Raw genomic sequence first — 22886 nt, 5'->3', positions numbered from 1 at the left:
TGACCCTGAGGGGAGGAACGGTGCCACTCTCGGAAGAGGAGCTCCGACTGCTCGAGCAGATGGAGCGTGCTCTGGTCGAGGAGGACCCCAAGCTCGCCTCGACCCTGCGCGGCACCGCCTTCCGGCGCGCGGCCCGGCGCCGGGCGATGATCGCGGGGGCGTGCTTCGTCCTCGGCGTCGTCGTCCTGATGACCGGCGCCGTCGCCCAGATCACCCCCGTGGGCATCGCCGGCTTCGTGATCATGCTCGGCTCCGCGACCGTCGCCCTCACCGCGATGCGCGGCCAGTCCGCCGCGCCGGCGCCCGACCCGCGCACCCTGCAGCACCCCAGCCGCGGCGGCTTCACCGTCGTCGACGGCGGCCGTTCGGGCCACAAGCCGCGCCGGACGCGCCGCCACGGCCACGGCGGCTCCGGTCACTCCTTCATGGAGCGCATGGACGAGCGCTGGCGCCGCCGCCGCGAGGACGGCGGGTTCTAGCGGGGACGCGTCAGCGGACCCGCTGATGGTGGTCGAGCAAGGCGCGCGACCGAGCCTGTCCGAGTCGGCCCGGTGAGCGGTGGCGGGTATCCATGCGCGTGCGACCACCGACACCCGGTCCGCTGACGCATCCGCTCAGTTCGCGTGGTCGACGACGCCGCCGTACCTCGCCTCGACGGTGGGCGTGACCGGCTGCGGCGCACGCACGGCGAAGGCCAGCACCGAGCGCGGCCACCAGGTCGCGCGGCGCCGGGCGGTGCGGGGAGCGCCGCCGGTCAGGGAGGCGAGGCAGGTCTGGGCGTCGGTGCGCAGCCGGCTCCGGTCGGGCTCGGCGGGGGAGCGGGCGTAGCGCAGCCGTTCGACCGCGAGCACGATCCGGTTCAGCGCCGCCCCGCCCTCGGGCGCGATGTCGGCACCGTGCGCCGGCCGGTCCGGGCTGGTCGGGTCGAGCGGCCGGCCGAGATGCTCCAGGAGCACCTGGCGGGTGGCCCGCGGGGACCGGCCGGCCGGCCACGGCACCCCCAGGTCCAGTGCGGTGTCGCGCAGCTCGGCCCAGATCTCCTCGGGCCCCGCCACCGCGAGCCGCCGCGCGCGCCGGCGGCGGCGGACCAGCCGCGGGAGCAGCAGGACGACGCCCGCGACCAGGACGCCGGCGCCGCCACCGAGGACCGGACCCCAGGCGATGCCGCCGCCGGCCTCGCCGTCCTGTCCGGTGTCGGCGGTCGGGTCCGCGGTCTGGGTGGCGCGGTTGGAGGGGCCCGGGATGCTGGTGCTCGACTCCGTCGCGGCAGGGGAGGGGCCCAGGTCGCCCGGCAGGCCGGAGACCGTGTACGACGGCACCCCGGTCGCCCGGTCGGCCGGGGTGGGCTCGAAGCGCACCCAGCCGGAGCCCTGGAAGAAGAGCTCGGGCCAGGTGTGCATGTCGTGGGAGCTGTAGACCCAGGTGTTGGGGCCGTCCGGCTCCGGGGTGAGGAAGCCGACCGCCACCCGCGCCGGGATGCCCAGCACCCGGGCCATCACCGCCATCGCCGAGGCGAACTGCTCGCAGTAGCCGACCCGGCCGTCCGGGCCGTCGCCGAGGAACGTGGTGAGGGCGTCGTACCCGTTGCCGGAGGCGGAGGTCTCGAGCGAGTAGGTGAACTCGCTGCGGAACCAGTTCTGCAGCGCGACCGCCTTGTCGAACCGCGTGGTCTGGTCCCGGGTGACCTGGACGGCGAGCTGGCGCACGACCTGCGGGAGGTCGGGGGGCAGGTCGGTGAAGATCTCGCTGACCCTGCCGACCGACGTCCCGGCCTCGCGCAGGCGCTTCGCGCTGAGGACCAGGTCGAGCCCGCTCATCGTGTACTCCAGGCCCGCGGTGTCGAGGTCGCCGGGCACGGCCAGGAAGTCCATCGTGGTCGCGTCGTAGCGCCAGTCGCCCTCGGCCTGGACGTTGCTCGCCGGGAACTGGGTCGGGAGCCACCGCGACTCGAAGTCCGGCAGGATCGTGACGTTGTAGGGCACCTCGTCGCGGGTCACCTCGGCGTCGACGCCCTGGGGCGGCGGCAGCGCACCGTCGGCGCCGTGGTCCGTGGGGACGTCGCGGTCGCCCGGCGTCCACTCGACGTCGGTGAACCGGTTCAGGGACAGGATCCGCAGGTACGCCGGGTGGGTCTCGGTCGTGGTGATCCGGACCAGGTCGGTGTCCTCGCCGCGCTTGAGGTCGCGCACCAGGTCGGCGACCGGGTTCTCGATGCGGACGCTGTCCCCGTCGCCCTTGCCGGGCCCGAAGTCGAAGATGTGCAGGCCCACGCTCGGGACGAGCAGCGGCAGCACCATCGCGAGGGCGGTGGCGGCCCCGCCGATGCCGGTGGCGGTACGCCGGACCGCGTGCGCGCCCGCGCCGAGCGAGATCGGGTCGCCGGTCTCGCGGTCCGCGGCGATCGGCCGTCCCCAGCGGCTGACGTGCTCGGCCTCCTGGAGGAAGAGCATCCCGAGGAACCCGGCCGCGGTGCCGACGAAGACCCACCACGCGATCGAGGTCTCGACCAGGCTCACCGGGATCGTGTAGATCGTCAGCAGCGGGAGGCCGGCGAGCGGCGCCCGTCGCAGCGTGCAGGCGAGGAGGTCGACCAGCAGCAGGCAGACCAACCCGCACAGGATGAGCAGCGGGTCGATCGGCGGCGCGGTGGCGGGCACCGGCGCCGCGAACTCCCGGGAGCTGTCCAGCGCCGCGGCGACCGCGGACCGGACCTCGGCCAGGGTGCCGGTGCCGGGGAGCAGCGATCCGGTGATGAGCATGCTGGCGACCAGGCCCGAGACCACGACCTGGGCCGCGACCACGGCCGGTGCCGGCCACCGCCACCAGCGGGTCGCCGTACCGGCCGCCGCGACCACGATGCCGAGCAGCATCAGCGGGTTCAGGAAGCCGCCGGGTGCCTGGGCGAAGCCGCGCCAGGCGTATATCGCGACCAGCGTGGTGGCCGCGGCCACCGATGCGAGCGTGATGCTCGCCGAGAGGCTGCCGCGGGACCTGGTCAGCGAGCCCATCACGCGGTCGCCTCCGAGGCGGGCCGGGTCGGTCCCCGGCCCACGCCGCGGGAGCGGTGCGCACTCGTGTGCCCGAGCTCCTGCCAGACCGCGTCGAGCCGGTCGCGCGGGCCCAGCGGCGCCGCGCGCCAGCCCTGCTGGCCCAGGGCCTGGGTCGCGCCCACGCCGGCCGGGGCGCCGGTCCAGGCGTCGACGTCGAGAGCGATCGCGAGCGCCGAGCCGGCCTGGTGCTGCATCCGGCGCAGCACCGGGAGGTCGGCCGGCAGGATGCCGCCGAAGACGGCGACCGTCAGCCCGCCGTGGGCGCCCTCCGCGAGCCAGGCGGTGTCGAGCCGCGACTGCTGGGTCGGCTGGACCACCGCGAGGGCCTCCATGAGCGGGCCGGTGTTGAGGTCGGCGTCGCGCAGGTGCCAGGCGCGGCTCGGGTCCTCGCCGAGCGCGGTGACGAGGCGTACGGCGAAGCCGCGGTGGCTCAGGTGCACCGCGATGGACGCGGCGGCGGAGACCGCCGCCTCGAGCGAGGACGCGATGCCCTGGCCGCGGTGGGCGAGCACCCGGTTGTCGAGGACCAGCGTGGCCCGGGACTGCCACGGCTGCTCCTCGCGGCGCACCATCAGCTCCCCGAGCCGGGCCGAGCTGCGCCAGTGCACCCGGCGCAGGTCGTCACCCTGCCGGTACTCGCGCACGGTGACGTCCTCGGCGCTGCCGGTCGCGAAGGACCGCGGCCGGTTGTCCCCGGATCCGGTCCAGGCACCGCCCAGCGGGATCTGGGGGAGCAGCACGGTGCGGGGTGTCACGGTCAGCGGCACGGTGGTGCGGAAGGTGCGGCCCAGCTCGACCAACCCGAAGGGATCGGTGACCCGCACGGACATCGGGCCGATCTCGAAGCGGCCGCGCACGTCCGAGCGCACCTGGTAGCTCACGGTCTGCCGCCAGCCGGTGCCGATGCCCTCGACGACGAACCGGGGCCGGGTGCCGAGCACGTACGGGACGTGGTCCTCCAGCAGGAGCACGCCGTTCGGCGTCCGGCCCTCGTTGCTGAGCGCGAGCGACACCCGAGCCGGCTGGCCCGCGGCGACCAGCTGGGGGGTGACCGTGCGGACCAGGGCGAGCCGGTAGCGGTTGCGCCCGACCACCCAGGCCGTGAGCAGCGGCAGCACCAGCACCAGGATCCCGATCCGGGTCAGCGCGGTCTGGTCGAGGACCATCGAGCACACCACCGCGGTCACGCCGGCCGCCAGGAACGCGCGACCGCGCACGGTCAGCCCGGCCAGCGCCTCTCTCATCGCAGGTCCATCATCGTCGGCTCCTCATGCCAGGTCGCCCGTCGCCGTCAGCGGTCAGCGCGGAGCGCCGTCGGGCACCGCGACGGCACCGAGGACGGCGTCGAGGATCGCGGTCGTGGACCGTCCGCTCATGGCGGCCTCGACGCTCGGCAGCAGCCGGTGCGCCAGCACCGGTCGCGCCAGCCGGGTCACGTCGTCGGGCAGCACGTAGTCCCGGTCGGACATGGCGGCCGCGGCCTTCGCCGCGCGCACCAGGTGGAGCGTGGCCCGGGGCGAGGCGCCCAGGGTCAGCTCGTCGGAGCGGCGGGTCGCCGAGGTGATGGCGACCGCGTAGCGCTGCACCGCGTCGGAGACGTGGACCTGGCCGACGATCCCGATCAGCTTGCGCACCTCGGCGGCGTCGGTGACGGGCTCGAGGTCGTCGAGGGGGTTGGCCCGGGTGTGCGAGTTGAGCATGGCGATCTCCGCGGCCTCGACCGGGTAGCCGACCGAGACCCGCGCCATGAACCGGTCGCGCTGCGCCTCGGGCAGGGCGTAGGTGCCCTCCATCTCGATCGGGTTCTGGGTGGCGATCACCATGAACGGCTGCTCGAGCTGGTAGGTGGTGTTGTCGACGGTGACCTGACGCTCCTCCATGCACTCCAGGAGCGCCGACTGCGTCTTGGGCGAGGCCCGGTTGATCTCGTCGCCGACGACGATGTTGGCGAACACCCCGCCCGGACGGAACTCGAACTCGCGGGTGTTCTGGTTGAACACCGACACGCCGGTGACGTCGGAGGGCAGCAGGTCGGGGGTGAACTGGATGCGTCGCACCGAGGAGTCGATGCTGCGGGCCAGCGCCTTGCTGAGCTGGGTCTTGCCCACGCCTGGGACGTCCTCGATGAGCAGGTGTCCCTCGGCGAGCAGCACCACCAGGGAGGCGTGCACGACGTCGGGCTTTCCCTCGATCACCCGCTCGACGTTGGCGCGCACCCGGCCCACCACGCGCGCCAGGGTCTCGAGGTCCGCGGCCCCCGTTTCAGTTCCCACCGTGTGCGTCCTTCCCTCCCGCGTGACCCGCGTCACCGGATGGTCCCCAACCGTAGTCGTGCCGGAAACCTATGACGTCGCATCCCTGGTGCATCCGACTCCTGGGATCACGGTTTGGTTGCGTTCCCGGTTCGATGCGGGCGAGACGCACGTCCCGACCGGCCGCCCCACCCCGCCCTCCACTGCGCCCCACCCCCGCCGCCCGGCTCCCCACCGGGGCCGACCGCCGAGCGGGCCGCCGACGCGCGCACCCACGCTGACCTGCGCAGACAGGCAGTACGCCGGGCCCCGGCCGGTGCGCCACCGGGGCCTACGCCGCCGCCCGTCGAGCGCCGGCCGCGCCCCCGAGACGCCGGAAATCCGCTGGGCAACACGCGCATTGTGGTTGACGGTGGTGCAAAGTGGCGTAAAGTGGAGCGCAGTGGAGGAGGGTCACGTCGAGGACCGGAGTGGAGGCGCCCGCATGTTCTTCATGGGCACCTACACCCCGAAGCTCGACGAGAAGGGCCGACTGTTCCTCCCGGCGAAGTTCAGGGACCGACTCGCGGAGGGGCTCGTGGTGACCCAAGGTCAGGAGAACTGCCTGGTCGTGTGGCCCACGGACGTCTTCATGGAGGAGGCCCGGCGGGCTCAGGCGACGCCGATGACCGTGCGCGGGGCGCGTGACTACGCCCGCGTGCTCTTCGCCGGCGCCGACGAGGGCGCGCTCGACAAGCAGGGCCGGATCAACATCGCGGCTCCGCTGCGCGAGTACGCCGCCCTGGACCGCGAGGTCGTCGTCATCGGCGTCATGGACCGGATCGAGATCTGGGACCCCGCCCGGTGGCGGGAGTACTCGGCCGGCGCCCAGGCGAAGTTCGCCGAGCTCGACGAGCAGCCGGCGCACCCGCAGGGCTAGCAGCACCCAGCACGACGAACAGCGCCACAGGACAGCACCAGGACAGCACCACACAACAGCACAGCGATCCGCAGGACGAGGTCTCGAGCCCGCTCCCGCCGCCATCTGGGGCACCTTCCCCGGTTCCAGATGGACCTTCCCACGTCGTCAGACCGGGAGCGGGCAGGGACCTGGTCCGGCGGATCGCCTCTTCATCGCTCACATCTCCGGGACACGAGGGTCGAACTCATGAGCATCGCGCCAGCACCGCCGACGATCGGGGCACCGGTCGACGCACCGGTGCGCCGCGTCCGGCACCAGGCTCGCGACGCCGCGACCGTGATGGCGTTCTCGGCCGCGACCTCGCTCAGCGTCGCCCTCGCGTTCCTCGTCCTCGCGCTCCTGGCACGTCGGGCCTGACATGGGCGCCCCCTCCCACGTCCCGGTCCTGCTCGACCGGGTCGTCGCCCTGCTGGCACCGCCGCTCGAGCGGGACCGATCGGTCCTCGTCGATGCGACCCTGGGCCTCGGCGGCCACACCGAGGCGGTGCTGACCCGCTTCGAGCTGGCCCGGGTGGTCGGCATCGACCGCGACCCCGAGGCGCTCGAGCTGGCCGGCCGTCGGCTCGCGCCGTTCGGCGACCGCTTCACCGGGGTGCACGCCGTCTACGACGAGCTCCCGGCGGTCCTGGCCGGCCTCGGCCTGGACACCGTGGACGCGGTGCTCTTCGACCTCGGGGTCTCCTCGATGCAGCTCGACGTGCGCGAGCGCGGCTTCGCCTACGCCGAGGACGCCCCGCTCGACATGCGGATGGACGGCAGCACCGGCCCGACGGCTGCGGACGTGCTCAACACCTACACCGCCGCCGACCTCGCCCGGATCCTGCGGGAGTACGGCGAGGAGCGGTTCGCCCGCAAGATCGCGGCCGCCGTCGTGCGGGAGCGCGCGAAGGAGCCGTTCACCCGCTCCGGCCGGCTGGTCGAGCTCCTCTACGCGGAGATCCCCGCGCCGGCCCGGCGCACCGGGGGCCACCCCGCCAAGCGCACCTTCCAGGCGTTGCGCATGGAGGTCAACGACGAGCTGGCCGTGCTGCGGCGCGCGATCCCTGCCGCCATCGACGCCATCGGCGTGGGCGGCCGGGTGGTCGTCGAGTCCTACCACTCGCTGGAGGACCGGTTGGTCAAGCAGGCGTTCGTGGCCGCCACCCGGCTCGACGTCCCCGAGGACCTGCCGTTCGTGCCCGCCGGCCACGAGCCGGCGCTGCGCCTGGTCACCCGGGGATCCGAGAAGGCCGGCCCCGACGAGATCGCCCAGAATCCGCGCGCAGCCTCGGTGCGGTTGCGCGCGGTCGAGCGCCTCACGAAGGGAGCAGCAGCATGAGCAGTCCCGTGCCCCAGGTCCGCTCGCGGATGCCGCGGGTCGCCGAGCGCGCCGTCGAGCGGGCCCGGCTCACCGTCGTCCCGCGCACCCGCGGGCAGGCCGCGCGGATGCCGTTCGTCGCGCTGGTCACCCTGGTGCTCCTGGGCGGCGTGGTGGGCCTGCTCCTGTTCAACACCTCGATGCAGCAGTCGTCGTTCGCGGCGACCGCGCTCGAGGGCCAGGCCACCACCCTCGCCGCACGCCAGCAGAGCCTCGAGATGGACCTCGACCGGCTGCGCGACCCGCAGCGGATCGCCGCCGCCGCCCAGCAGCTCGGCATGGTCCAGGCCTGCGGCCCGGCCTTCGTCCGGCTGGGCTCCGGCGCCGTCAGCGGCCGGCCCTGCGCGGCCGACGGCAGCGTGCCGTTCCGCATCACCCCGCCGCCGCCGGCCAAGCCGGCGGCCCTCGACCCGGCGCCGACCGTCGTGCACGTGACCGCGCCCCCGCCGGTGAGCGCCGGAGATTCCGGCGACACGAACGGCGAAGCGGCCGGCACCGGCGAGGGACAGGGTAGGAACGACCACAAGAACCAGCAGCACCTCCAGCAACAGCAGCAACAGCAGCAACAGACCCGTCGCTGACCCTCGCCCGACCTCGACCACCGGAGATCCCGTTGCGCCAGCCCCGTGCCCCCCGCGGCTCCCGCCGCGGCTCCCCCCAGCTGCGGCTGCGGGTGGGCTTCGTGGTGATCGCGATGACCCTCTCGGTCTTCGGGGCCCGGCTGGTCCAGCTGCAGGGACTCGACCCGAACTCCTACGCCGCCATGGCCGCCGCCGAGGGGCTGGTGAAGGTCGACCTGCCCGCCGAGCGCGGGGACATCCTCGACCGCAACGGCAAGCCGCTGGCCGGCTCGATCGACGGGCTGATGGTGGTCGCCGACCCGGCGATGACGGCGGAGCGGGCGCCCGAGCTCGCGCGCTTCCTCTACCAGCGGCTCGACGTCGACTACGTCACGACGCTGAACAGGCTGCGCGAGCAGGGCAGCCGGTTCGAGTACATCGCGCGCCGGGTGCCCGCGACGAAGGCGACCGAGGTGGTCGACGCCGCCGAGCGTCGGGGCTTCGAGGGGCTCGACACCCGGCGGGACCCGCTGCGCGACTATCCCGCCGGCGACGTCGCGGCGAACCTGGTCGGGTTCATGGGGACCGACGAGCCCCTGGCCGGGCTGGAGCGCACCTTCGACGGCCTGCTGGCCGGCACCGACGGGTCGGCGCGCTACGAGGTCGGCGGCGGCAACCGGATCCCGCTCGGCGAGAGCACCGTGACCGACCCGGTCGACGGCCAGGACCTGCGCACCACGCTCGACCTCGACCTGCAGTGGTACACCCAGCGGGTCCTGGGGCAGACCGTCGAGGGCGCTCGCGGCGACAGCGGCTTCGCCGTGGTGATGGACAGCCGCACCGGCGAGCTGCTCGCGGTCGCGGACTACCCGACCTTCGACGCCAACGACCCGACGTCCTCGCCGAAGGCGGATCTCGGGTCCCGGGCGATGCAGGACGTCTACGAGCCGGGCTCGGTCGAGAAGGTGCTCACGGTCAGCTCGCTGATCGACCTCGGCCTGGTGACGCCGCGCACCAGGATCGTCGTACCCCCGCAGCTGCAGCGCGAGGACCGGCCGATCAACGACTGGTTCCCGCACGGCACCATCCACCTCACCCTCGCGGGCGTGATCGCGAAGTCCTCCAACATCGGCACCGTCCTCGCCGCCGACAAGTTCGAGCAGGGCCAGCTCTACGACTACCTGCGCGACTTCGGCCTGGGCCGGCGCACCGACATCGGCGTGCGCGGCGAGACCCAGGGGCTGCTCCCCGACGGCAGCGCGTGGACCCACCAGATGCAGGACCGGATCGCGTTCGGCCAGTCGCTCTCGGTCAACGGCGTGCAGATGGCCGCCGCGGTCAACACCATCGCGAACGACGGGGTGCGCGTCTCGCCGAGCCTGGTCCAGGGTGAGGCGACCACCGGCGACGGCGACGTCGTGGGCACCGACACCACCACCAAGCGGCGGGTGATCAGCACCGGCGCCGCGCACGACACCGCCCGGATGATGGAGCGGGTCGTCGACCCGGACGTGGGCGTCGCCCCCGGCGCCGCGGTCCCGGGCTACCGGGTGGCGGGCAAGACCGGCACCGCGCAGCGGGTGGGCGAGGAGTGCGGCTGCTACGACGGCACGTTCACGGTCTCCTTCGCGGGCTTCGCCCCCGCCGACGACCCCCGGTTCACGATCTACGTCGTCGTCCAGAACCCCCGCAACGGTGGCGGCGGTGGCTCGGTCGGCGGCCCGGCGTTCGCGAAGATCATGAGCTACGCCCTCCAGCGGTACGGCGTCCCCCCGACCGACACCAAGCCGTCCCGGCTCCCGGTCGAGTGGTAGCCGGGCACAGCGATAGCCTCGCGTGGTGAGCGACTCGACCCGGCCCGCGCAGCCGCCCCGGACCCCGCTCGCGACCGTGGCGGGCTGGGCCGGCGCGCAGCTGCGCGGCGAGGGCTCGCGCATCCAGGTCACCGGGATCTCGCTGTCCTCGCAGCGGATCCGTCCCGGCGACCTCTACGCGGCGCTGCCCGGCACGCGGGCCCACGGGATCGAGTTCGCGGAAGCGGCGCTCGCGTCCGGGGCGGTCGCGATCCTCACCGACCCGGACGGCTCCGACCGGGGACCCGCCGACGTCCCGCACCTGGTCGTCGACCGTCCCCGTGCCGGGCTCGGCCGACTCTCGGCACGGATCTACGGCGAGCCCGCGACGTCGATGCGGATGATCGGGGTGACCGGCACCCAGGGCAAGACCACCACGACGCGCCTGCTGGAGGGCGGCCTGCAGCAGGCGGGCGTCGCCGCCGCCGTGGTCGGCACGGTCGGCACCCGGGTCGCGGGCGAGGAGGTGCGATCGTCGCTGACCACCCCCGAGGCTCCGGACCTGCACGCGCTGTTCGCGGTGATGCGCGAGCGTGAGGTGCGCGCCTGCGCGATGGAGGTCTCCAGCCACGCGCTGGTGATGGGCCGCGTGGACGGGGTCGTCTTCGACGTGGCGGTGTTCTTGAACCTGGGCCGCGACCATCTCGACTTCCACCACGACGTGGAGGACTACTACGCCGCCAAGGCCTCGCTGTTCACGCCCGAGCGCGCCCGGCTCGCCCTCGTGAACCTCGACGACGCCCACGGCCGCCGGCTGGCCGGAGAGACGACGGTGCCGGTGCGGACGTTCTCGACCGGCCTGGGGTCGACCGGCGCGAGCGCCGACTGGCGTGCGGTCGACGTGCGGCTGCGTGCGGAGGGCTCCGAGTTCGTGGTCGTCGCTCCCGACGGCCGGCGGATTCCGGCGGGGTGCTCGCTGCCCGGCGACTTCAACGTCGCCAACACGCTCGCGGCCGTCGCGGCGGCGGGGGAGGCGGGCCTGGACCCCGCCGTGGTCGCGGCCGGGATCGCGGCCGCCGGCGGCGTGCCCGGGCGCCTCGAGCGGGTCGACGCCGGCCAGGACTTCCTGGTGGTCGTCGACTACGCCCACAAGCCGGACGCGGTCGAGGCGGCCATCCGGACCCTCCGTCCGCTGACCGAGGGCCGGGTGATCGTCGTGCTCGGTGCCGGCGGCGATCGCGACCCGGGGAAACGGCCCATCATGGCTGAGATCGCCGCCCGGCTGGCCGATCTACTGGTTGTGACCGATGACAATCCGCGCTCCGAGGACCCGGCGGCGATCCGGGCCGCGATGCTCGCCGGCGTCGACACCGGCGAGGCGATCGAGGTCGGCGACCGGCGGGCCGCGATCCGCGAGGCGTTGCGCCGCGCCGAGCCGGGAGACATCGTGCTGATCGCCGGCAAGGGACACGAGACGGGCCAGGACGTCGCCGGGGTGGTCCACCCCTTCGACGACCGCGAGGTCGTGCGGGAGGAGGTCGTCGCGTGCTCGAGATGACGCTGGGGAAGATCGCCAAGGTGGTCGGCGGCACGGTCGTCGGCGACCCCGACATCGTCGTCGACGCCCCCGCCTACGTCGACTCCCGCCAGGCCGTGCCGGGTGGGCTCTTCGTCGCGGTCGTGGGCGAGCACGTCGACGGCCACGACTACGCCGCCGGCGCCCACGCGGTGCTCGGCAGCCGGGCGACCGAGGCGCCCACGGTCGTCGTCCGCGACCCGATCCCGGCACTGGGCAAGCTGGCGGCGTACGTCGTGCGCCGGCTGGACGCCCAGGTGCTCGCCGTGACCGGGTCCCAGGGCAAGACCGGCACCAAGGACTACCTCGCCCGGGTCCTCTCCGCTGCGGGCTCCACGGTGGCCACCACGGGCAGCTTCAACAACGAGCTCGGGCTGCCGCTGACCGTGCTGCGCGCCCACGCGGAGACCCGGTTCCTGGTGCTGGAGATGGGCGCGCGCCGGATCGGCCACATCAAGCACCTCTGCGAGATCGCGCCGCCGGACGTCGCCGCGGTCCTCAACGTCGGCACCGCGCACATCGGCGAGTTCGGCAGCCGCGACTCGATCGCGTTCGCCAAGGGTGAGATCGTCGCGGCGCTCGCGCCCGAGGGCACCGCGGTGCTCAACGCCCGGGACGCCCTGGTCGCCGAGATGACCTCGCGGACCCGGGCCCGAGTGCTCACGTTCGGATCCGACGGCGCCGACGTGACCGAGCGGGGCAGCGAGGTCGACGACCTCGGGCGGGTCTCGTTCGAGATCGGGTACGCCGACGAGTGGCACCCGGTCCGGCTCCAGCAGACCGGGCTGCACCAGGCCCAGAACGCGCTCGCCGCCGCGACCATGGCGCTGGCCGTCGAGATCCCGCTCGAGGACGTCGCGGCCGGCCTCTCGGCGGCCACCGCGTCGTCGCCGATGCGGATGGAGATGCACGAGCGTGCGGACGGGCTGATCGTCGTCAACGACGCCTACAACGCCAACCCCGCCTCGGTCACGGCCGCGCTCGAGTCGCTGGCCATCATCGGCCGCCGCCGGCACCGCCGTACGGTCGTGGTGCTCGGCGAGATGCTCGACCTGGGCCGGGAGTCCTTCGACGGGCACGTCCGGGTCGGCCGGGCGGCCGCCCGGCTCGGGACCGACATCGTCGTGGTCGTCGGCGCCGCCGCCGGCGGGATCGTCGAGGGGCTCGAGGCCGTCGACGCCTGGCGGGGCGAAGTCGTCGTCGTCGAGGAGGTCGACGAGGCGATCACGTGGGTAAATGAGAATGTCGTGTCCGGTGACGTCGTCCTGGTCAAGGCGTCGCACGGCGTCGCCTTGTGGGTGGTCGCCGACGCGCTGCTCGACACCTATCCGGAGGGAGACCGAACCGAGCGATGAGAGCCATCCTGTTCGGAGGCGGTCTGGCACTGCTCGTCTCGCTGCTCGGCACCCGGGTCGCGATCAACCAGTTCACGAGGCTGGGGTACGGCCAGGAGATCCGTGACGACGGACCGACCAGCCACCACACCAAGCGCGGCACGCCCACGATGGGCGGCGTCGTCATCATCTTCGCGACCGTGGCCGGCTACTTCGGCGCGAAGCTCATCATCGGCGACCTGCCCACGGCCTCGGCACTGCTCCTGCTGTTCCTGTTCGTCGGCACCGGCCTGGTCGGCTTCCTCGACGACGTCATCAAGATCTCCAAGCAGCGCAGCCTCGGGCTGCGCAGCAAGGCGAAGATGATCGGGCTCACGGTGGTCGCGCTGATCTTCGGGATCCTCTCGCTGTCACCCTGGCTCGAGGACGACCGCGGCCAGACGCCGGCGTCCCGGCACATCTCGTTCATCCGCGACATCGGCTGGATCACGCTGCCGACCGTCGTCGTGCTGCTGCTGATCTGGCTGATCGTCGCGGCCACCTCGAACGGCGTGAACCTGACCGACGGCCTCGACGGGCTCGCCACCGGCGCCGGCGTGATGGTCTTCGGTGCCTACATGTTCGTGAACATCTGGCAGAACAACCAGTGGTGCGGGCAGACCGGCCTCGACCAGCCGAACCTGTGCTACGAGGTGCGTGACCCGCTCGACCTGGCGGTGGTCGCCGCCGCCATCACCGGCGCGTGCTTCGGGTTCCTGTGGTGGAACGCGTCCCCGGCCGCCATCTTCATGGGCGACACCGGCTCGCTGGCGCTCGGCGGCGCGCTCGCCGGCCTCGCGATCCTCACCCGCACCGAGCTGCTCCTGATCATCCTCGGCGGGCTGTTCGTCCTGGAGACGGTGTCGGTCGTGCTCCAGGTCGCCACCTTCAAGGTCACCAAGAGGGTGACCGGCACCGGTCGCCGCCTGTTCCGGATCGCGCCCATCCACCACCACTTCGAGATGCTCGGCTGGGAGCAGGTGACCGTGGTGATCCGGTTCTGGATCATCACCGGCATCTGCGTCGCCGCGGGCCTGGGCGTCTTCTACGCGGAATGGGTCGCGGGCATCTGATGGGCCCCGATCACCTCGGGCGCCACGACTCCTGGGAGGGGGTCCGCGCCGTCGTCGCCGGCTTCGGGGTCTCCGGCTTCGCCGCCGCCGACAACCTCAACCACCTCGGCGCGAGCGTGGTCGCCCTCGACGAGTCCGAGGCCGGCGACCGGCCGGCCAAGGCGGAGCTGCTCGAGGTGCTCGGCGCCGACGTACGCCTCGGGGCGGGCGCCACCGCGACGCTGCCCGACGAGGTCGACCTGTTGGTCACCTCGCCCGGCTGGAAGCCGACCGCGCCGCTGCTCGCCCAGGCCCGCGCGCGGGGGATCCCGATCTGGGGTGAGGTCGAGCTGGCCTGGCGCCTGCGCGACCCCGACCACGACACCCCCTGGCTGTGCGTCACCGGGACCAACGGCAAGACCACCACCGTGCAGATGCTCGACTCGATCCTGCGCGCCGCCGGGCTGCGCAGCATCGCGGTCGGCAACGTGGGCCTCCCGATCGTCGAGGCCGTGATGGACCCGGAGCCGTACGACGTCCTCGCGGTCGAGCTGTCCAGCTTCCAGCTGCACTACACCGACTCGATGAGCGCGGAGGCCGCCGCCGTCCTCAACCTCGCGGAGGACCACCTCGACTGGTACTCCTCGTTCGGCGCGTACGCCGCCGACAAGGGCCGGATCTACGAGCGAGCCCAGCGGGCCTGCGTCTACAACGTCGCCGACCCGGAGACCGAGCGGCTGGTCCGCGAGGCCGACGTCGTCGAGGGCGCCCGCGCCGTCGGGTTCACCCTCGGCATGCCCGGCGTCGGCATGGTCGGCCTGGTCGAGGACATGCTGGCCGACCGGGCCTTCATCGAGCAGCGCGACACCAGCGCCGCCGAGCTGTGCACGATCTCCGACCTGACCCTGCACTCCCCGAGCGGCGCGGCGCCCCACAACGTCGCCAACGCACTCGCCGCCGCCGCCCTGGCCCGGGCCCACGGCGTCTCCCAGGTGGCGGTCCGCGACGGGCTGCGAGCCTTCCACCCCGACGGGCACCGGATCGCCGTGGTGGGATCGGCCGGCGGCGTCACCTGGGTCGACGACTCCAAGGCGACCAACCCGCATGCCGCGCAGTCCTCGCTGCAGGCCTACGACCCCGTGGTGTGGATCGCCGGCGGCCTGGCGAAGGGGGCGCACTTCGACGACCTCGTGGTCGCCGTGCGGGACCGGCTGCGCGGCGTGGTCCTGCTCGGCCGCGACCGCGACGTCATCGCCGGGGCGCTTTCGCGACACGCGCCGGATGTGCCCGTCATCGTCGTCGAGGACGGCGAGACTGAGGGCGATCACGGTGGACGTGCCATGGAGCGCGTGGTCGGAGCGGCTGCCGAGTTGGCCCGACCCGGCGACACGGTCCTGCTGGCGCCCGGCTGCGCCTCCATGGACATGTTCACCAACTATGCCGAGCGCGGTGACGCGTTCGCCGACGCCGTACGACGCAGGCTCTAGGCCGACCGCAGCAGACCGGACCCGACGGGAGGGGGTGGGCATGACGACCGCGAACCCCCTGGACCCGGTCGAGCGGGCCCGGCCGGTCCGTCGGCAGTCGGTCGGTGGCTGGTTCGCCGCCGTCCGGCACGCGCTGGACCGCCCGCTGACCGCCTACTACCTGCTGCTCGGCGCCTCCGCGCTGCTGCTGACCATCGGGCTGATCATGGTGCTCAGCGCCTCGAGCGTGTACTCCTACGAGAAGAACGGCAGCTCCTACGCCGTGGTCGAGCGCCAGCTGCTCTGGGTGCTGATCGGCATCCCCTGCGCGTGGATCGCGTCCCGGCTGCCGCACTCGGCACTGCGCCGGTTCGCCTGGCTGGCGCTGATCGTCTCGATCGTGCTGCTCGCGCTGACCCAGCTGGGCCTGGGCCGCACCGTCAACGGCAACACGAACTGGCTCGGGGTCGGGCCGTTCGTGGTGCAGCCCGCGGAGATCGCGAAGCTCTCGATCGTGCTGTGGGCCGCCCACGTCTATGCGCTCAAGGAGAAGCGGCTCCGGAGCCTGCACGAGGTCTTCGTCCCGGTCGTGCCCGGCATGCTCCTGGTGGTCGGGCTGGTGGTCCTCGGCCACGACCTCGGCACGGCGCTGGTGCTGATGGCGATCCTGCTCGCGATGCTCTGGGTGGTGGGCGCGCCCGGCCGCCTGTTCTCGGTCGCGCTGACCGTCGTCGGCGTGGTCGCGATCTGGCTGGCCTCGACGAGCCCCGAGCGGCGGGAGCGGCTGACGAACTTCGCCGACCCGTTCAAGGACTTCCACAACGCCGGCTGGCAGCCCGCGCACGGCCTCTACGCGCTCTCGCACGGCGGCGTCTTCGGGCAGGGGATCGGCGCCAGCCAGCAGAAGTGGGGCAACCTGCCCGAGGCGCACACCGACTTCATCTTCGCCGTGCTCGGCGAGGAGCTCGGCCTGGTCGGGACCCTGCTGGTGATCGCGCTGTTCCTCACCATCGCCTACGCCGCGGTCCGGGTCGCCGCGCACACCCAGGACGCGTTCGTGCGCTACACGACGTTCGGCATCGTGGTGTGGCTGCTCGGGCAGATGATCATCAACGTCGGCATGGTGCTCGCGCTGCTGCCGGTGATCGGCATCCCGCTCCCGCTGGTCTCCTACGGCGGCTCGGCGCTGGTGCCGTCCCTGGTCGCGCTCGGGCTGCTCATCGGGTTCGCGCGGCGCGAGCCGGAGGCCGCCCGCGCCCTGGCCCAGCGCAAGAAGGCCCGCTCCGCCGGGCTCTCGGCGGGCCGGCTCTCCTAAGGTTGCTGCGATGCGCGTTCTCCTCGCCGGCGGCGGCACCGCCGGCCACACCTCGCCCCTGCTCGCCACCGCCGACGCCCTCCGCCGGCTCGAGCCCGACGTCGAGATCACCTGTCTCGGCACCCCGCGCGGGCTGGAGAACAAGGTGGTGCCCGAGGCCGGCTACCCGCTCGAGCTGATCCCACCGGTGCCGCTGCCGCGCAAGCCGAGCGCCGACCTCTTCAAGGTCCCGGTCCGGCTCCGTGCCGCGGTCCGAGAGACCCGGGCGGTGCTCGACCGGGTGCGTCCCGACGTCGTGGTGGGCTACGGCGGCTACGTCTCGATGCCGCTCTACCTCGCGGTCCGCAAGGGACAGGTCCCGCTGGTGATCCACGAGCAGAACACCGTGCCGGGCCTGGCCAACAAGGCCGGTGCTCGCTTCGCGCAGCGGGTGCTGGTGAGCTTTCCCGACACCCCGCTGCGCCGGGCCGAATACGTCGGGTTGCCGATCCGGCCGATGATCTCCGGGCTCGACCGCGCGGCGCGTCGTGCCGAGGCGCGCGAGTTCTTCGGCCTCGACCCCGACCGCCCCACGCTCCTGGTCACGGGCGGCTCCCAGGGTGCGCGCCGGCTCAACCAGGCCGTGTCCGGTGCCGCCGCTGCCTTGGCCGCAGCGGGCGTGCAGGTGCTGCACGCCGAGGGCAAGCACGGCGGCGCCGCTCCTGCGGTGCCGGACTCTGGGGAGACCGACGTCCCCTACGTCGTGGTGGAGTACATCGACCGGATGGACCTGGCGTTCGCCGCGGCCGACCTCGCGATCTGCCGGGCCGGCGCCAACAGCGTGACCGAGGCCGCGGCCGTCGGGCTGCCGGCGGTCTACGTCCCGTTGCCGATCGGCAACGGCGAGCAGCGCAGGAACGCCGAGGCCGTCGTCGCGGCCGGCGGCGGGATCCTCGTCGATGACGCGGACCTCACGACCGACTGGGTCGTCGGCACCGTCCCGCACCTGGCCGCCGACGCCGACCGGCTGGCGGCGATGGGAGCGGCCGCGGCCGCGGTGATCCCGCGCGACGCCGACGAGAAGGTCGCGCGGATCGTCCTCGAGACCGGCCGAGAAGGGTCGGCGCCACGATGAGGGTGCCCGTCCCCGACGAGGTGCTGCCCGCGGACCGGCTCGGACGGGTCCACTTCGTCGGCATCGGCGGCGCCGGGCTCTCCGGGATCGCCCGCATCATGCTGGCCCGCGGCATCCCGGTCAGCGGCAGCGACGGCACCGACTCCCCGACCCTGGAGGCGCTGCGGGAGCTGGGCGCGCGGGTGCACCTCGGGCACGAGGCGGCCCACGTCCACGACGTCGACACGCTCGTGGTCTCGACCGCCGTGCGCGAGGACAACCCCGAGTACGCCGAGGCCGTGCGGCAGGGCCTGCGGGTGCTGCCGCGCTCGGCGGCGCTGGCCTCGGTGATGGCCGGGCGCCGCGTGGTCGCGGTCGCCGGCACGCACGGCAAGACCACCACGACCTCGCTGCTCACCGTCGCGCTGCAGGCTGCCGGAGCGGACCCGACGTACGCCATCGGCGGCGACCTGGCCGCGACGGGGGTCAACGCGGCCGAGGGCGCCGGCGAGCTGTTCGTCGCCGAGGCCGACGAGAGCGACGGCGCGTTCCTGCACTACTCGCCCTACGCGGCGGTGGTCACGAACATCGAGGCCGACCACCTCGACCAGTGGGGGACCGCCGAGGCCTACGCCGCGGCGTTCGACGAGTTCGCCGACACCGTCGACCCGGACGGCTTCCTGGTCTGCGTGGCCGACGACCCCGGTGCGGCCGCACTGGCCGAGCGGCACCGCGCGTCCGGCCGCCGGGTGGTGACCGTGTCGGCACGGGACGCCGGCGCGCTCGACGGCGTCACCCTCTGGTCGCCGGGGGACCACTACCTCGCCGACGCGCTGGCCGCGCTGGCCGCCGGCGTCGAGCTGGGGTACGACGCCGACGACCTGACCCGCGGCCTCGCGTCGTACACCGGCACCAAGAGGCGCATGGAGCGCAAGGGCGAGGCCGGGGGAGTGCGGGTCTACGACAGCTACGCCCACCACCCGACCGAGATCGCGGGCGACCTGCAGTCCGCGCGGGCGATCGCCGGGTCGGGTCGGGTCGTCGTCGCCTTCCAACCCCACCTGGTCTCGCGCACGCGGATCTTCGGCACGGCGATGGGGGAGGCGCTCGGCGCCGCGGACGAGGTCGTCGTGCTCGACGTCTACCTCGCGCGCGAGGACCCCGACCCCGAGGTGACCGGTGCGGTGGTCGCGGCCGCGGTGCCCCTGCCCGCCGAGCACGTCGCCTACGTCCCCACCTTCGACGCGGTGGCGGCCGAGCTCGTCGCCCGGGCCCGGCCCGGCGACCTGGTGCTCACCCTGGGAGCCGGGACCATCACCGGGATCGGGCCCCGGGTCCTGGAGCTGCTGGATGGCTAGCCGGATGCCTGGGCGAGACCCCGCCGACCGCAGCCGGCGCCGGTTCGCGCGCCGACAGTGGGCCCGGCGCTGGCTGGCGTGGCGGTACCTCGTCGCCGTGGTCGCGCTGGTCGCGGTCGTGGGCGGCGGACTCTGGCTCGTGTACTTCTCCAGTTGGCTGTCGGTGGCGGGCGTCGAGGTCGAGGGGGTCGGCCTGCTCAGCGCCACCCAGGTCCGCCAGGCCGCGGCGGTGCCGCAGGGCGAGCCGCTCGCGCGCGTCGACCTGGACCGGGTCCGCGCGCGGGTCGAGGCGCTGGCCGCCGTACGCTCCGCCGACGTCTCGCGGAAGTGGCCCGACCAGGTGCTGGTCGAGGTGGAGGAGCGGGTCGCGGTCGCCGTCGTCGAGATCGGCGGCCGGCTGCAGGGGATGGACGCCGACGGCGTCGTCTTCCGCGACTACGCCCAGGCCCCGCCCGAGCTGCCCCGGGTCGAGACCGGCGCCACGACCGGGAGCGAGGCCCTGCGCGAGGCGGCGCTCGTCGTCTCCGCGCTGCCCGCCGACCTGCGCGCCCGGGTCGATCACGTCGAGGCGTCGACGATCGACGAGATCTCACTCCAGCTGCACGACGGGCGGACCGTGGAGTGGGGGAGCGCCGAGGACTCCGAGCTCAAGGCGCGGGTGGTCGCCGACCTGCTGGCCGCCCGGAAGGCGCAGCACTACGACGTGAGCGTGCCCGGGCAGCCGACCACCAGCGGCTGAGTCCGGTGGGCTGATCGCGGCGTCTCGGCTCGGCGGGGGCCTGCGGGTCGGCGGTGGTGGAGCGACCCGAACTTTCGCGCGGGTCGAGGTCGTGTGGGCGTGTCGCCACCGATCGGGCGGCTGCGCTGCCTAAGGTCGTGACCACGGCGAGGTTGACATAACTATAACCCTCAGCCTGAGGGTAAGAGTTCCGCCACACCGAGCCGCTTCCCCGACGCAGATCCGCAGACCCGCAGCACCACCCGCACAGACCATCCGCACAGACCATCCGCAGAGCACCCGTACCCGAGCAGCGAGAGGCGAATCCGCCGTGGCAGCAGCGCAGAACTACCTGGCCATCATCAAGGTCGTGGGCATCGGTGGTGGTGGTGTCAACGCCGTCAACCGGATGATCGAGGTCGGCCTCAAGGGCGTCGAGTTCATCGCGATCAACACCGACGCCCAGGCCCTCCTGATGAGCGACGCCGACGTCAAGCTCGACATCGGCCGCGAGCTGACCCGCGGCCTCGGCGCGGGCGCCAACCCCGAGGTCGGGGCCCGGGCCGCCGAGGACCACGCCGACGAGATCGAGGAGGTGATCAAGGGTGCCGACATGGTCTTCGTCACCGCCGGCGAGGGCGGCGGCACCGGCACCGGCGGCGCGCCCGTCGTGGCCCGGATCGCCCGCTCGCTCGGGGCGCTGACGATCGGCGTCGTGACGCGGCCGTTCGCGTTCGAGGGCCGGCGCCGTGCCAACTCCGCCGAGGAGGGCATCGCGGGCCTGCGCGAGGAGGTCGACACCCTGATCGTGATCCCGAACGACCGGCTGCTCTCGATCAGCGACCGCAACGTCTCCGTCCTCGACGCCTTCAAGCAGGCCGACCAGGTGCTGCTCCAGGGCGTCTCCGGCATCACGGACCTGATCACGACCCCCGGCCTGATCAACCTCGACTTCGCCGACGTGAAGTCGGTGATGTCCAACGCCGGGTCGGCGCTGATGGGCATCGGCTCGGCGCGCGGCGAGGACCGGTCCGTGGCCGCCGCCGAGATGGCCGTCTCCAGCCCGCTGCTCGAGGCCAGCATCGACGGGGCCCACGGCGTGCTGCTCTCGATCGCCGGTGGCTCCGACCTCGGGCTGTTCGAGATCAACGAGGCCGCGGCGCTGGTCGCCGAGGCCGTGCACGCCGAGGCCAACATCATCTTCGGCGCGACCATCGACGACGCCCTCGGCGACGAGGTCCGGGTGACGGTGATCGCGGCCGGGTTCGACGGCGGGATGCCCAAGCGCACCGGCGAGGGCACCGTGCTGCGCCGGGAGCCCAAGCAGGCCCCGGCCCCGCTGCAGAGCCAGCAGGAGACCCGGGCCGCCGCGCAGGCGATCGCCGCGGGCTCGGACGACGCCGAGAGGAAGGAGAAGGTGCCGGCCGGCACCCAGTCGCGCCCCCAGGGCGGCACCACCCCCGACGCAGCGACCCGGCCCGCGCCCCGGCAGGTCCAGTTCGACGATGACGACCTGGACATCCCCGACTTCCTGAAGTGACGTTCCTCTACCGCGACACCGTGTCCTGGGGACCGGTGGGCACGGTGTCGGTCGGGTTCACCGAGCGGCGCCTCGACCTCGGCGACCTCGCCGCACCCGCGGTGCGCGAGGCCGCGCTGGCCGAGGTGGCCGCCGCGACCGGGGCGACGCCGTACCTCATGCACCAGGTGCACGGTGCCGAGGTGCTGCTGGTCGAGGACTGGCGCGCACCGACGTGGGACCCGCACGTCGACGCGCTGCTCACCGCGGAGCCCGGCCGGGCGCTGCTGGCCCGGGCCGCCGACTGCGTCCCGGTGCTGCTGGCGGCCGACACCGGCCTGATCGGCGCCGTGCACGCCGGCCGGGAGGGTGTCCGTCGCGGCGTCGTCACGGCCGCGCTGGACCGGCTCCGCGCCCTGGGCGCCGGCCAGGTCCGGGCCTGGCTGGGACCGCACATCTGCGGCGCCTGCTACGAGGTCCCGGCGCAGCTGCGCGACGAGGTCGCGGCCGCGGTGCCGCCCACCTGGGCCACGACCAGCTGGGGCACGCCGGCCCTCGACCTCGGCGCGGGGGTCCGGAGCCAGCTGGAGGCCGCCGGCTGCTCGGTCGTCGAGGTCGGCGGCTGCACCCGCGAGCTGCCCGTCCTGCACTCCCACCGCCGCGACGGAGCCGCCGCAGGCCGGCTCGCCGGCGTGGTCTGGAGGGCGGCATGAGCGCCACCCGCCGCGACCAGCTCGCCGGCAACCTCGAGACGGTCCGCGGCCGGATCGCCGCCGCCTGCGCCGACGCGGGGCGCGACCCCGCCGAGGTCCGGCTCGTCGTCGTCACCAAGTTCTTCCCGGCCTCCGACGTGCGACTCCTCGCGGAGCTCGGTGTCACCGATGTCGGCGAGAACCGCCACCAGGAGGCCGAGGCCAAGGCGGCGGAATGTGCCGACCTCGACCTGCGCTGGCACTTCATCGGCGGCCTGCAGAGCAACAAGGCCGCCGCGGTCGCCGGGTACGCCGACGTCGTCGAGTCCCTCGACCGGCTCAAGCTCGTCGCGCCGCTGGACCGAGGCGCCGAGCGGCGCAGCGAGCCCGTCGACGTGCTCCTCCAGGTCAGCCTCGACCCGCCCGGCGCGGAGGGCCGCTCCGGCGCCGACCCGGGCGAGCTGCCCGTCCTCGCCGCCGCGGTCGAGGAGGCCGCGGGGCTGCGGCTGCGGGGCCTGATGGCGGTCGCTCCGCTCGGGGAGGACCCGGCCGCGGCGTTCGCGAGGCTGGCCGACCTCCGCCGCGACTTCCTGCTCGATCGGCCCGACGCGAGCTGGCTCTCGGCCGGCATGAGCGCCGACCTGGAGGACGCCGTCCGCACCGGCGCGACACACGTGCGGATCGGCTCCGCGGTCCTCGGATCGAGACCTCGGTTCAAGTAGTGTCCACACCACCAAGAATGCGTCCCGCC

Annotated in this window: 20 protein-coding genes; 17 read left to right on the top strand and 3 right to left on the bottom strand. The window is 73.7% G+C overall.

Going from position 1 to position 22886, the window contains the following annotated elements:
• The first annotated feature begins 20 nt into the window (after positions 1-20).
• Positions 21-479 (top strand): DUF3040 domain-containing protein, encoded by a 459-nt coding sequence (locus QMC84_RS03610; protein ID WP_300371856.1) that lies wholly within the window; start codon positions 21-23, stop codon positions 477-479.
• A 135-nt stretch (positions 480-614) separates the two neighbouring features.
• Here QMC84_RS03610 and QMC84_RS03605 read toward each other — a convergent pair whose 3' ends face one another.
• The 3 genes from QMC84_RS03605 to QMC84_RS03595 are packed head-to-tail and all read right to left on the bottom strand — an operon-like array spanning position 615 to position 5323.
• Positions 615-3008, bottom strand: a complete 2394-nt coding sequence (locus QMC84_RS03605; protein ID WP_300372330.1) for a DUF3488 and transglutaminase-like domain-containing protein — start codon at positions 3006-3008, stop codon at positions 615-617.
• Positions 3008-4294 (bottom strand): DUF58 domain-containing protein, encoded by a 1287-nt coding sequence (locus tag QMC84_RS03600; protein WP_300371854.1) that lies wholly within the window; start codon positions 4292-4294, stop codon positions 3008-3010. The genes QMC84_RS03605 and QMC84_RS03600 overlap by 1 nt, the downstream gene beginning before the upstream one ends.
• Positions 4295-4348: 54 nt before the next feature.
• Positions 4349-5323, bottom strand: coding sequence for a MoxR family ATPase (locus QMC84_RS03595; RefSeq protein ID WP_300371852.1), 975 nt, complete (start codon positions 5321-5323; stop codon positions 4349-4351).
• Positions 5324-5786: 463 nt separating this feature from the next.
• On the opposite strand from QMC84_RS03595, the gene mraZ reads away from it, so the two are divergent.
• The 16 genes from mraZ (at position 5787) to QMC84_RS03515 (ending at position 22857) form a co-directional block, all read left to right on the top strand.
• Entirely contained in the window at positions 5787-6221 is a 435-nt protein-coding gene (gene mraZ, locus QMC84_RS03590; RefSeq protein WP_300372328.1) for a division/cell wall cluster transcriptional repressor MraZ, read from the top strand.
• 228 nt (positions 6222-6449) lie between these two features.
• The gene (locus tag QMC84_RS03585; protein WP_300371850.1) at positions 6450-6620 is read left to right on the top strand and encodes a hypothetical protein; all 171 of its coding nucleotides are present in this window, start codon (positions 6450-6452) and stop codon (positions 6618-6620) included.
• A gap of 1 nt (position 6621) precedes the next feature.
• Entirely contained in the window at positions 6622-7581 is a 960-nt protein-coding gene (gene rsmH / locus QMC84_RS03580; protein WP_300371848.1) for a 16S rRNA (cytosine(1402)-N(4))-methyltransferase RsmH, read from the top strand.
• Positions 7578-8201 (top strand): hypothetical protein, encoded by a 624-nt coding sequence (locus tag QMC84_RS03575; protein WP_300371846.1) that lies wholly within the window; start codon positions 7578-7580, stop codon positions 8199-8201. The genes rsmH and QMC84_RS03575 overlap by 4 nt, the downstream gene beginning before the upstream one ends.
• Before the next feature lie 32 nt (positions 8202-8233).
• The gene (locus QMC84_RS03570) at positions 8234-9994 is read left to right on the top strand and encodes a penicillin-binding protein 2 (protein WP_300371844.1); all 1761 of its coding nucleotides are present in this window, start codon (positions 8234-8236) and stop codon (positions 9992-9994) included.
• 76 nt (positions 9995-10070) lie between these two features.
• Entirely contained in the window at positions 10071-11531 is a 1461-nt protein-coding gene (locus tag QMC84_RS03565; RefSeq protein WP_300372308.1) for a UDP-N-acetylmuramoyl-L-alanyl-D-glutamate--2,6-diaminopimelate ligase, read from the top strand.
• Positions 11528-12904, top strand: a complete 1377-nt coding sequence (murF, locus tag QMC84_RS03560; RefSeq protein WP_366145734.1) for a UDP-N-acetylmuramoyl-tripeptide--D-alanyl-D-alanine ligase — start codon at positions 11528-11530, stop codon at positions 12902-12904. Before QMC84_RS03565 ends, murF begins: the two co-directional genes overlap by 4 nt.
• On the top strand, positions 12901-13995 hold the full coding sequence (gene mraY, locus QMC84_RS03555) for a phospho-N-acetylmuramoyl-pentapeptide-transferase (protein WP_300371840.1): 1095 nt from the start codon (positions 12901-12903) through the stop codon (positions 13993-13995). The genes murF and mraY overlap by 4 nt, the downstream gene beginning before the upstream one ends.
• On the top strand, positions 13995-15461 hold the full coding sequence (gene murD, locus QMC84_RS03550; protein WP_300371838.1) for a UDP-N-acetylmuramoyl-L-alanine--D-glutamate ligase: 1467 nt from the start codon (positions 13995-13997) through the stop codon (positions 15459-15461). Before mraY ends, murD begins: the two co-directional genes overlap by 1 nt.
• A gap of 40 nt (positions 15462-15501) precedes the next feature.
• Positions 15502-16755: a putative lipid II flippase FtsW gene (ftsW, locus tag QMC84_RS03545; RefSeq protein WP_300371836.1), complete on the top strand. Its 1254-nt coding sequence runs from the start codon at positions 15502-15504 to the stop codon at positions 16753-16755.
• Positions 16756-16765: 10 nt separating this feature from the next.
• Entirely contained in the window at positions 16766-17869 is a 1104-nt protein-coding gene (gene murG / locus QMC84_RS03540) for an undecaprenyldiphospho-muramoylpentapeptide beta-N-acetylglucosaminyltransferase (protein ID WP_300371834.1), read from the top strand.
• Positions 17866-19206 (top strand): UDP-N-acetylmuramate--L-alanine ligase, encoded by a 1341-nt coding sequence (murC, locus tag QMC84_RS03535; RefSeq protein ID WP_300371832.1) that lies wholly within the window; start codon positions 17866-17868, stop codon positions 19204-19206. The genes murG and murC overlap by 4 nt, the downstream gene beginning before the upstream one ends.
• 4 nt (positions 19207-19210) lie before the next feature.
• Positions 19211-19945 (top strand): FtsQ-type POTRA domain-containing protein, encoded by a 735-nt coding sequence (locus QMC84_RS03530; protein ID WP_300371830.1) that lies wholly within the window; start codon positions 19211-19213, stop codon positions 19943-19945.
• Positions 19946-20255: 310 nt separating this feature from the next.
• Positions 20256-21464, top strand: a complete 1209-nt coding sequence (ftsZ, locus tag QMC84_RS03525; protein WP_300371828.1) for a cell division protein FtsZ — start codon at positions 20256-20258, stop codon at positions 21462-21464.
• Positions 21461-22156, top strand: a complete 696-nt coding sequence (locus QMC84_RS03520) for a polyphenol oxidase family protein (protein ID WP_300371826.1) — start codon at positions 21461-21463, stop codon at positions 22154-22156. The genes ftsZ and QMC84_RS03520 overlap by 4 nt, the downstream gene beginning before the upstream one ends.
• Positions 22153-22857: a YggS family pyridoxal phosphate-dependent enzyme gene (locus QMC84_RS03515; protein ID WP_300371824.1), complete on the top strand. Its 705-nt coding sequence runs from the start codon at positions 22153-22155 to the stop codon at positions 22855-22857. The genes QMC84_RS03520 and QMC84_RS03515 overlap by 4 nt, the downstream gene beginning before the upstream one ends.
• Positions 22858-22886 lie beyond the last annotated feature (29 nt).

This window comes from Nocardioides sp., from assembly GCF_030019515.1.
Taxonomy (GTDB): Bacteria; Actinomycetota; Actinomycetes; order Propionibacteriales; family Nocardioidaceae; genus Nocardioides.
This window is presented reverse-complemented; position numbering and strand designations above follow the sequence as displayed.

Excerpts from the sequence above, each read along its gene's own strand:
- QMC84_RS03575 (WP_300371846.1), top strand. The coding sequence starts at position 7,578 with ATGAGCAGTCCCGTGCCCCAGGTCCGCTCGCGGATGCCGCGGGTCGCC.
- rsmH (WP_300371848.1), top strand. The coding sequence starts at position 6,622 with ATGGGCGCCCCCTCCCACGTCCCGGTCCTGCTCGACCGGGTCGTCGCC.
- murG (WP_300371834.1), top strand. The coding sequence starts at position 16,766 with ATGCGCGTTCTCCTCGCCGGCGGCGGCACCGCCGGCCACACCTCGCCC.
- murC (WP_300371832.1), top strand. The coding sequence starts at position 17,866 with ATGAGGGTGCCCGTCCCCGACGAGGTGCTGCCCGCGGACCGGCTCGGA.
- murF (WP_366145734.1), top strand. The coding sequence starts at position 11,528 with ATGACGCTGGGGAAGATCGCCAAGGTGGTCGGCGGCACGGTCGTCGGC.
- QMC84_RS03515 (WP_300371824.1), top strand. The coding sequence starts at position 22,153 with ATGAGCGCCACCCGCCGCGACCAGCTCGCCGGCAACCTCGAGACGGTC.
- mraZ (WP_300372328.1), top strand. The coding sequence starts at position 5,787 with ATGTTCTTCATGGGCACCTACACCCCGAAGCTCGACGAGAAGGGCCGA.
- QMC84_RS03585 (WP_300371850.1), top strand. The coding sequence starts at position 6,450 with ATGAGCATCGCGCCAGCACCGCCGACGATCGGGGCACCGGTCGACGCA.
- ftsW (WP_300371836.1), top strand. The coding sequence starts at position 15,502 with ATGACGACCGCGAACCCCCTGGACCCGGTCGAGCGGGCCCGGCCGGTC.
- mraY (WP_300371840.1), top strand. The coding sequence starts at position 12,901 with ATGAGAGCCATCCTGTTCGGAGGCGGTCTGGCACTGCTCGTCTCGCTG.
- murD (WP_300371838.1), top strand. The coding sequence starts at position 13,995 with ATGGGCCCCGATCACCTCGGGCGCCACGACTCCTGGGAGGGGGTCCGC.
- QMC84_RS03605 (WP_300372330.1), bottom strand. The coding sequence starts at position 3,008 with ATGGGCTCGCTGACCAGGTCCCGCGGCAGCCTCTCGGCGAGCATCACG.
- QMC84_RS03600 (WP_300371854.1), bottom strand. The coding sequence starts at position 4,294 with ATGAGAGAGGCGCTGGCCGGGCTGACCGTGCGCGGTCGCGCGTTCCTG.
- QMC84_RS03530 (WP_300371830.1), top strand. The coding sequence starts at position 19,211 with ATGCCTGGGCGAGACCCCGCCGACCGCAGCCGGCGCCGGTTCGCGCGC.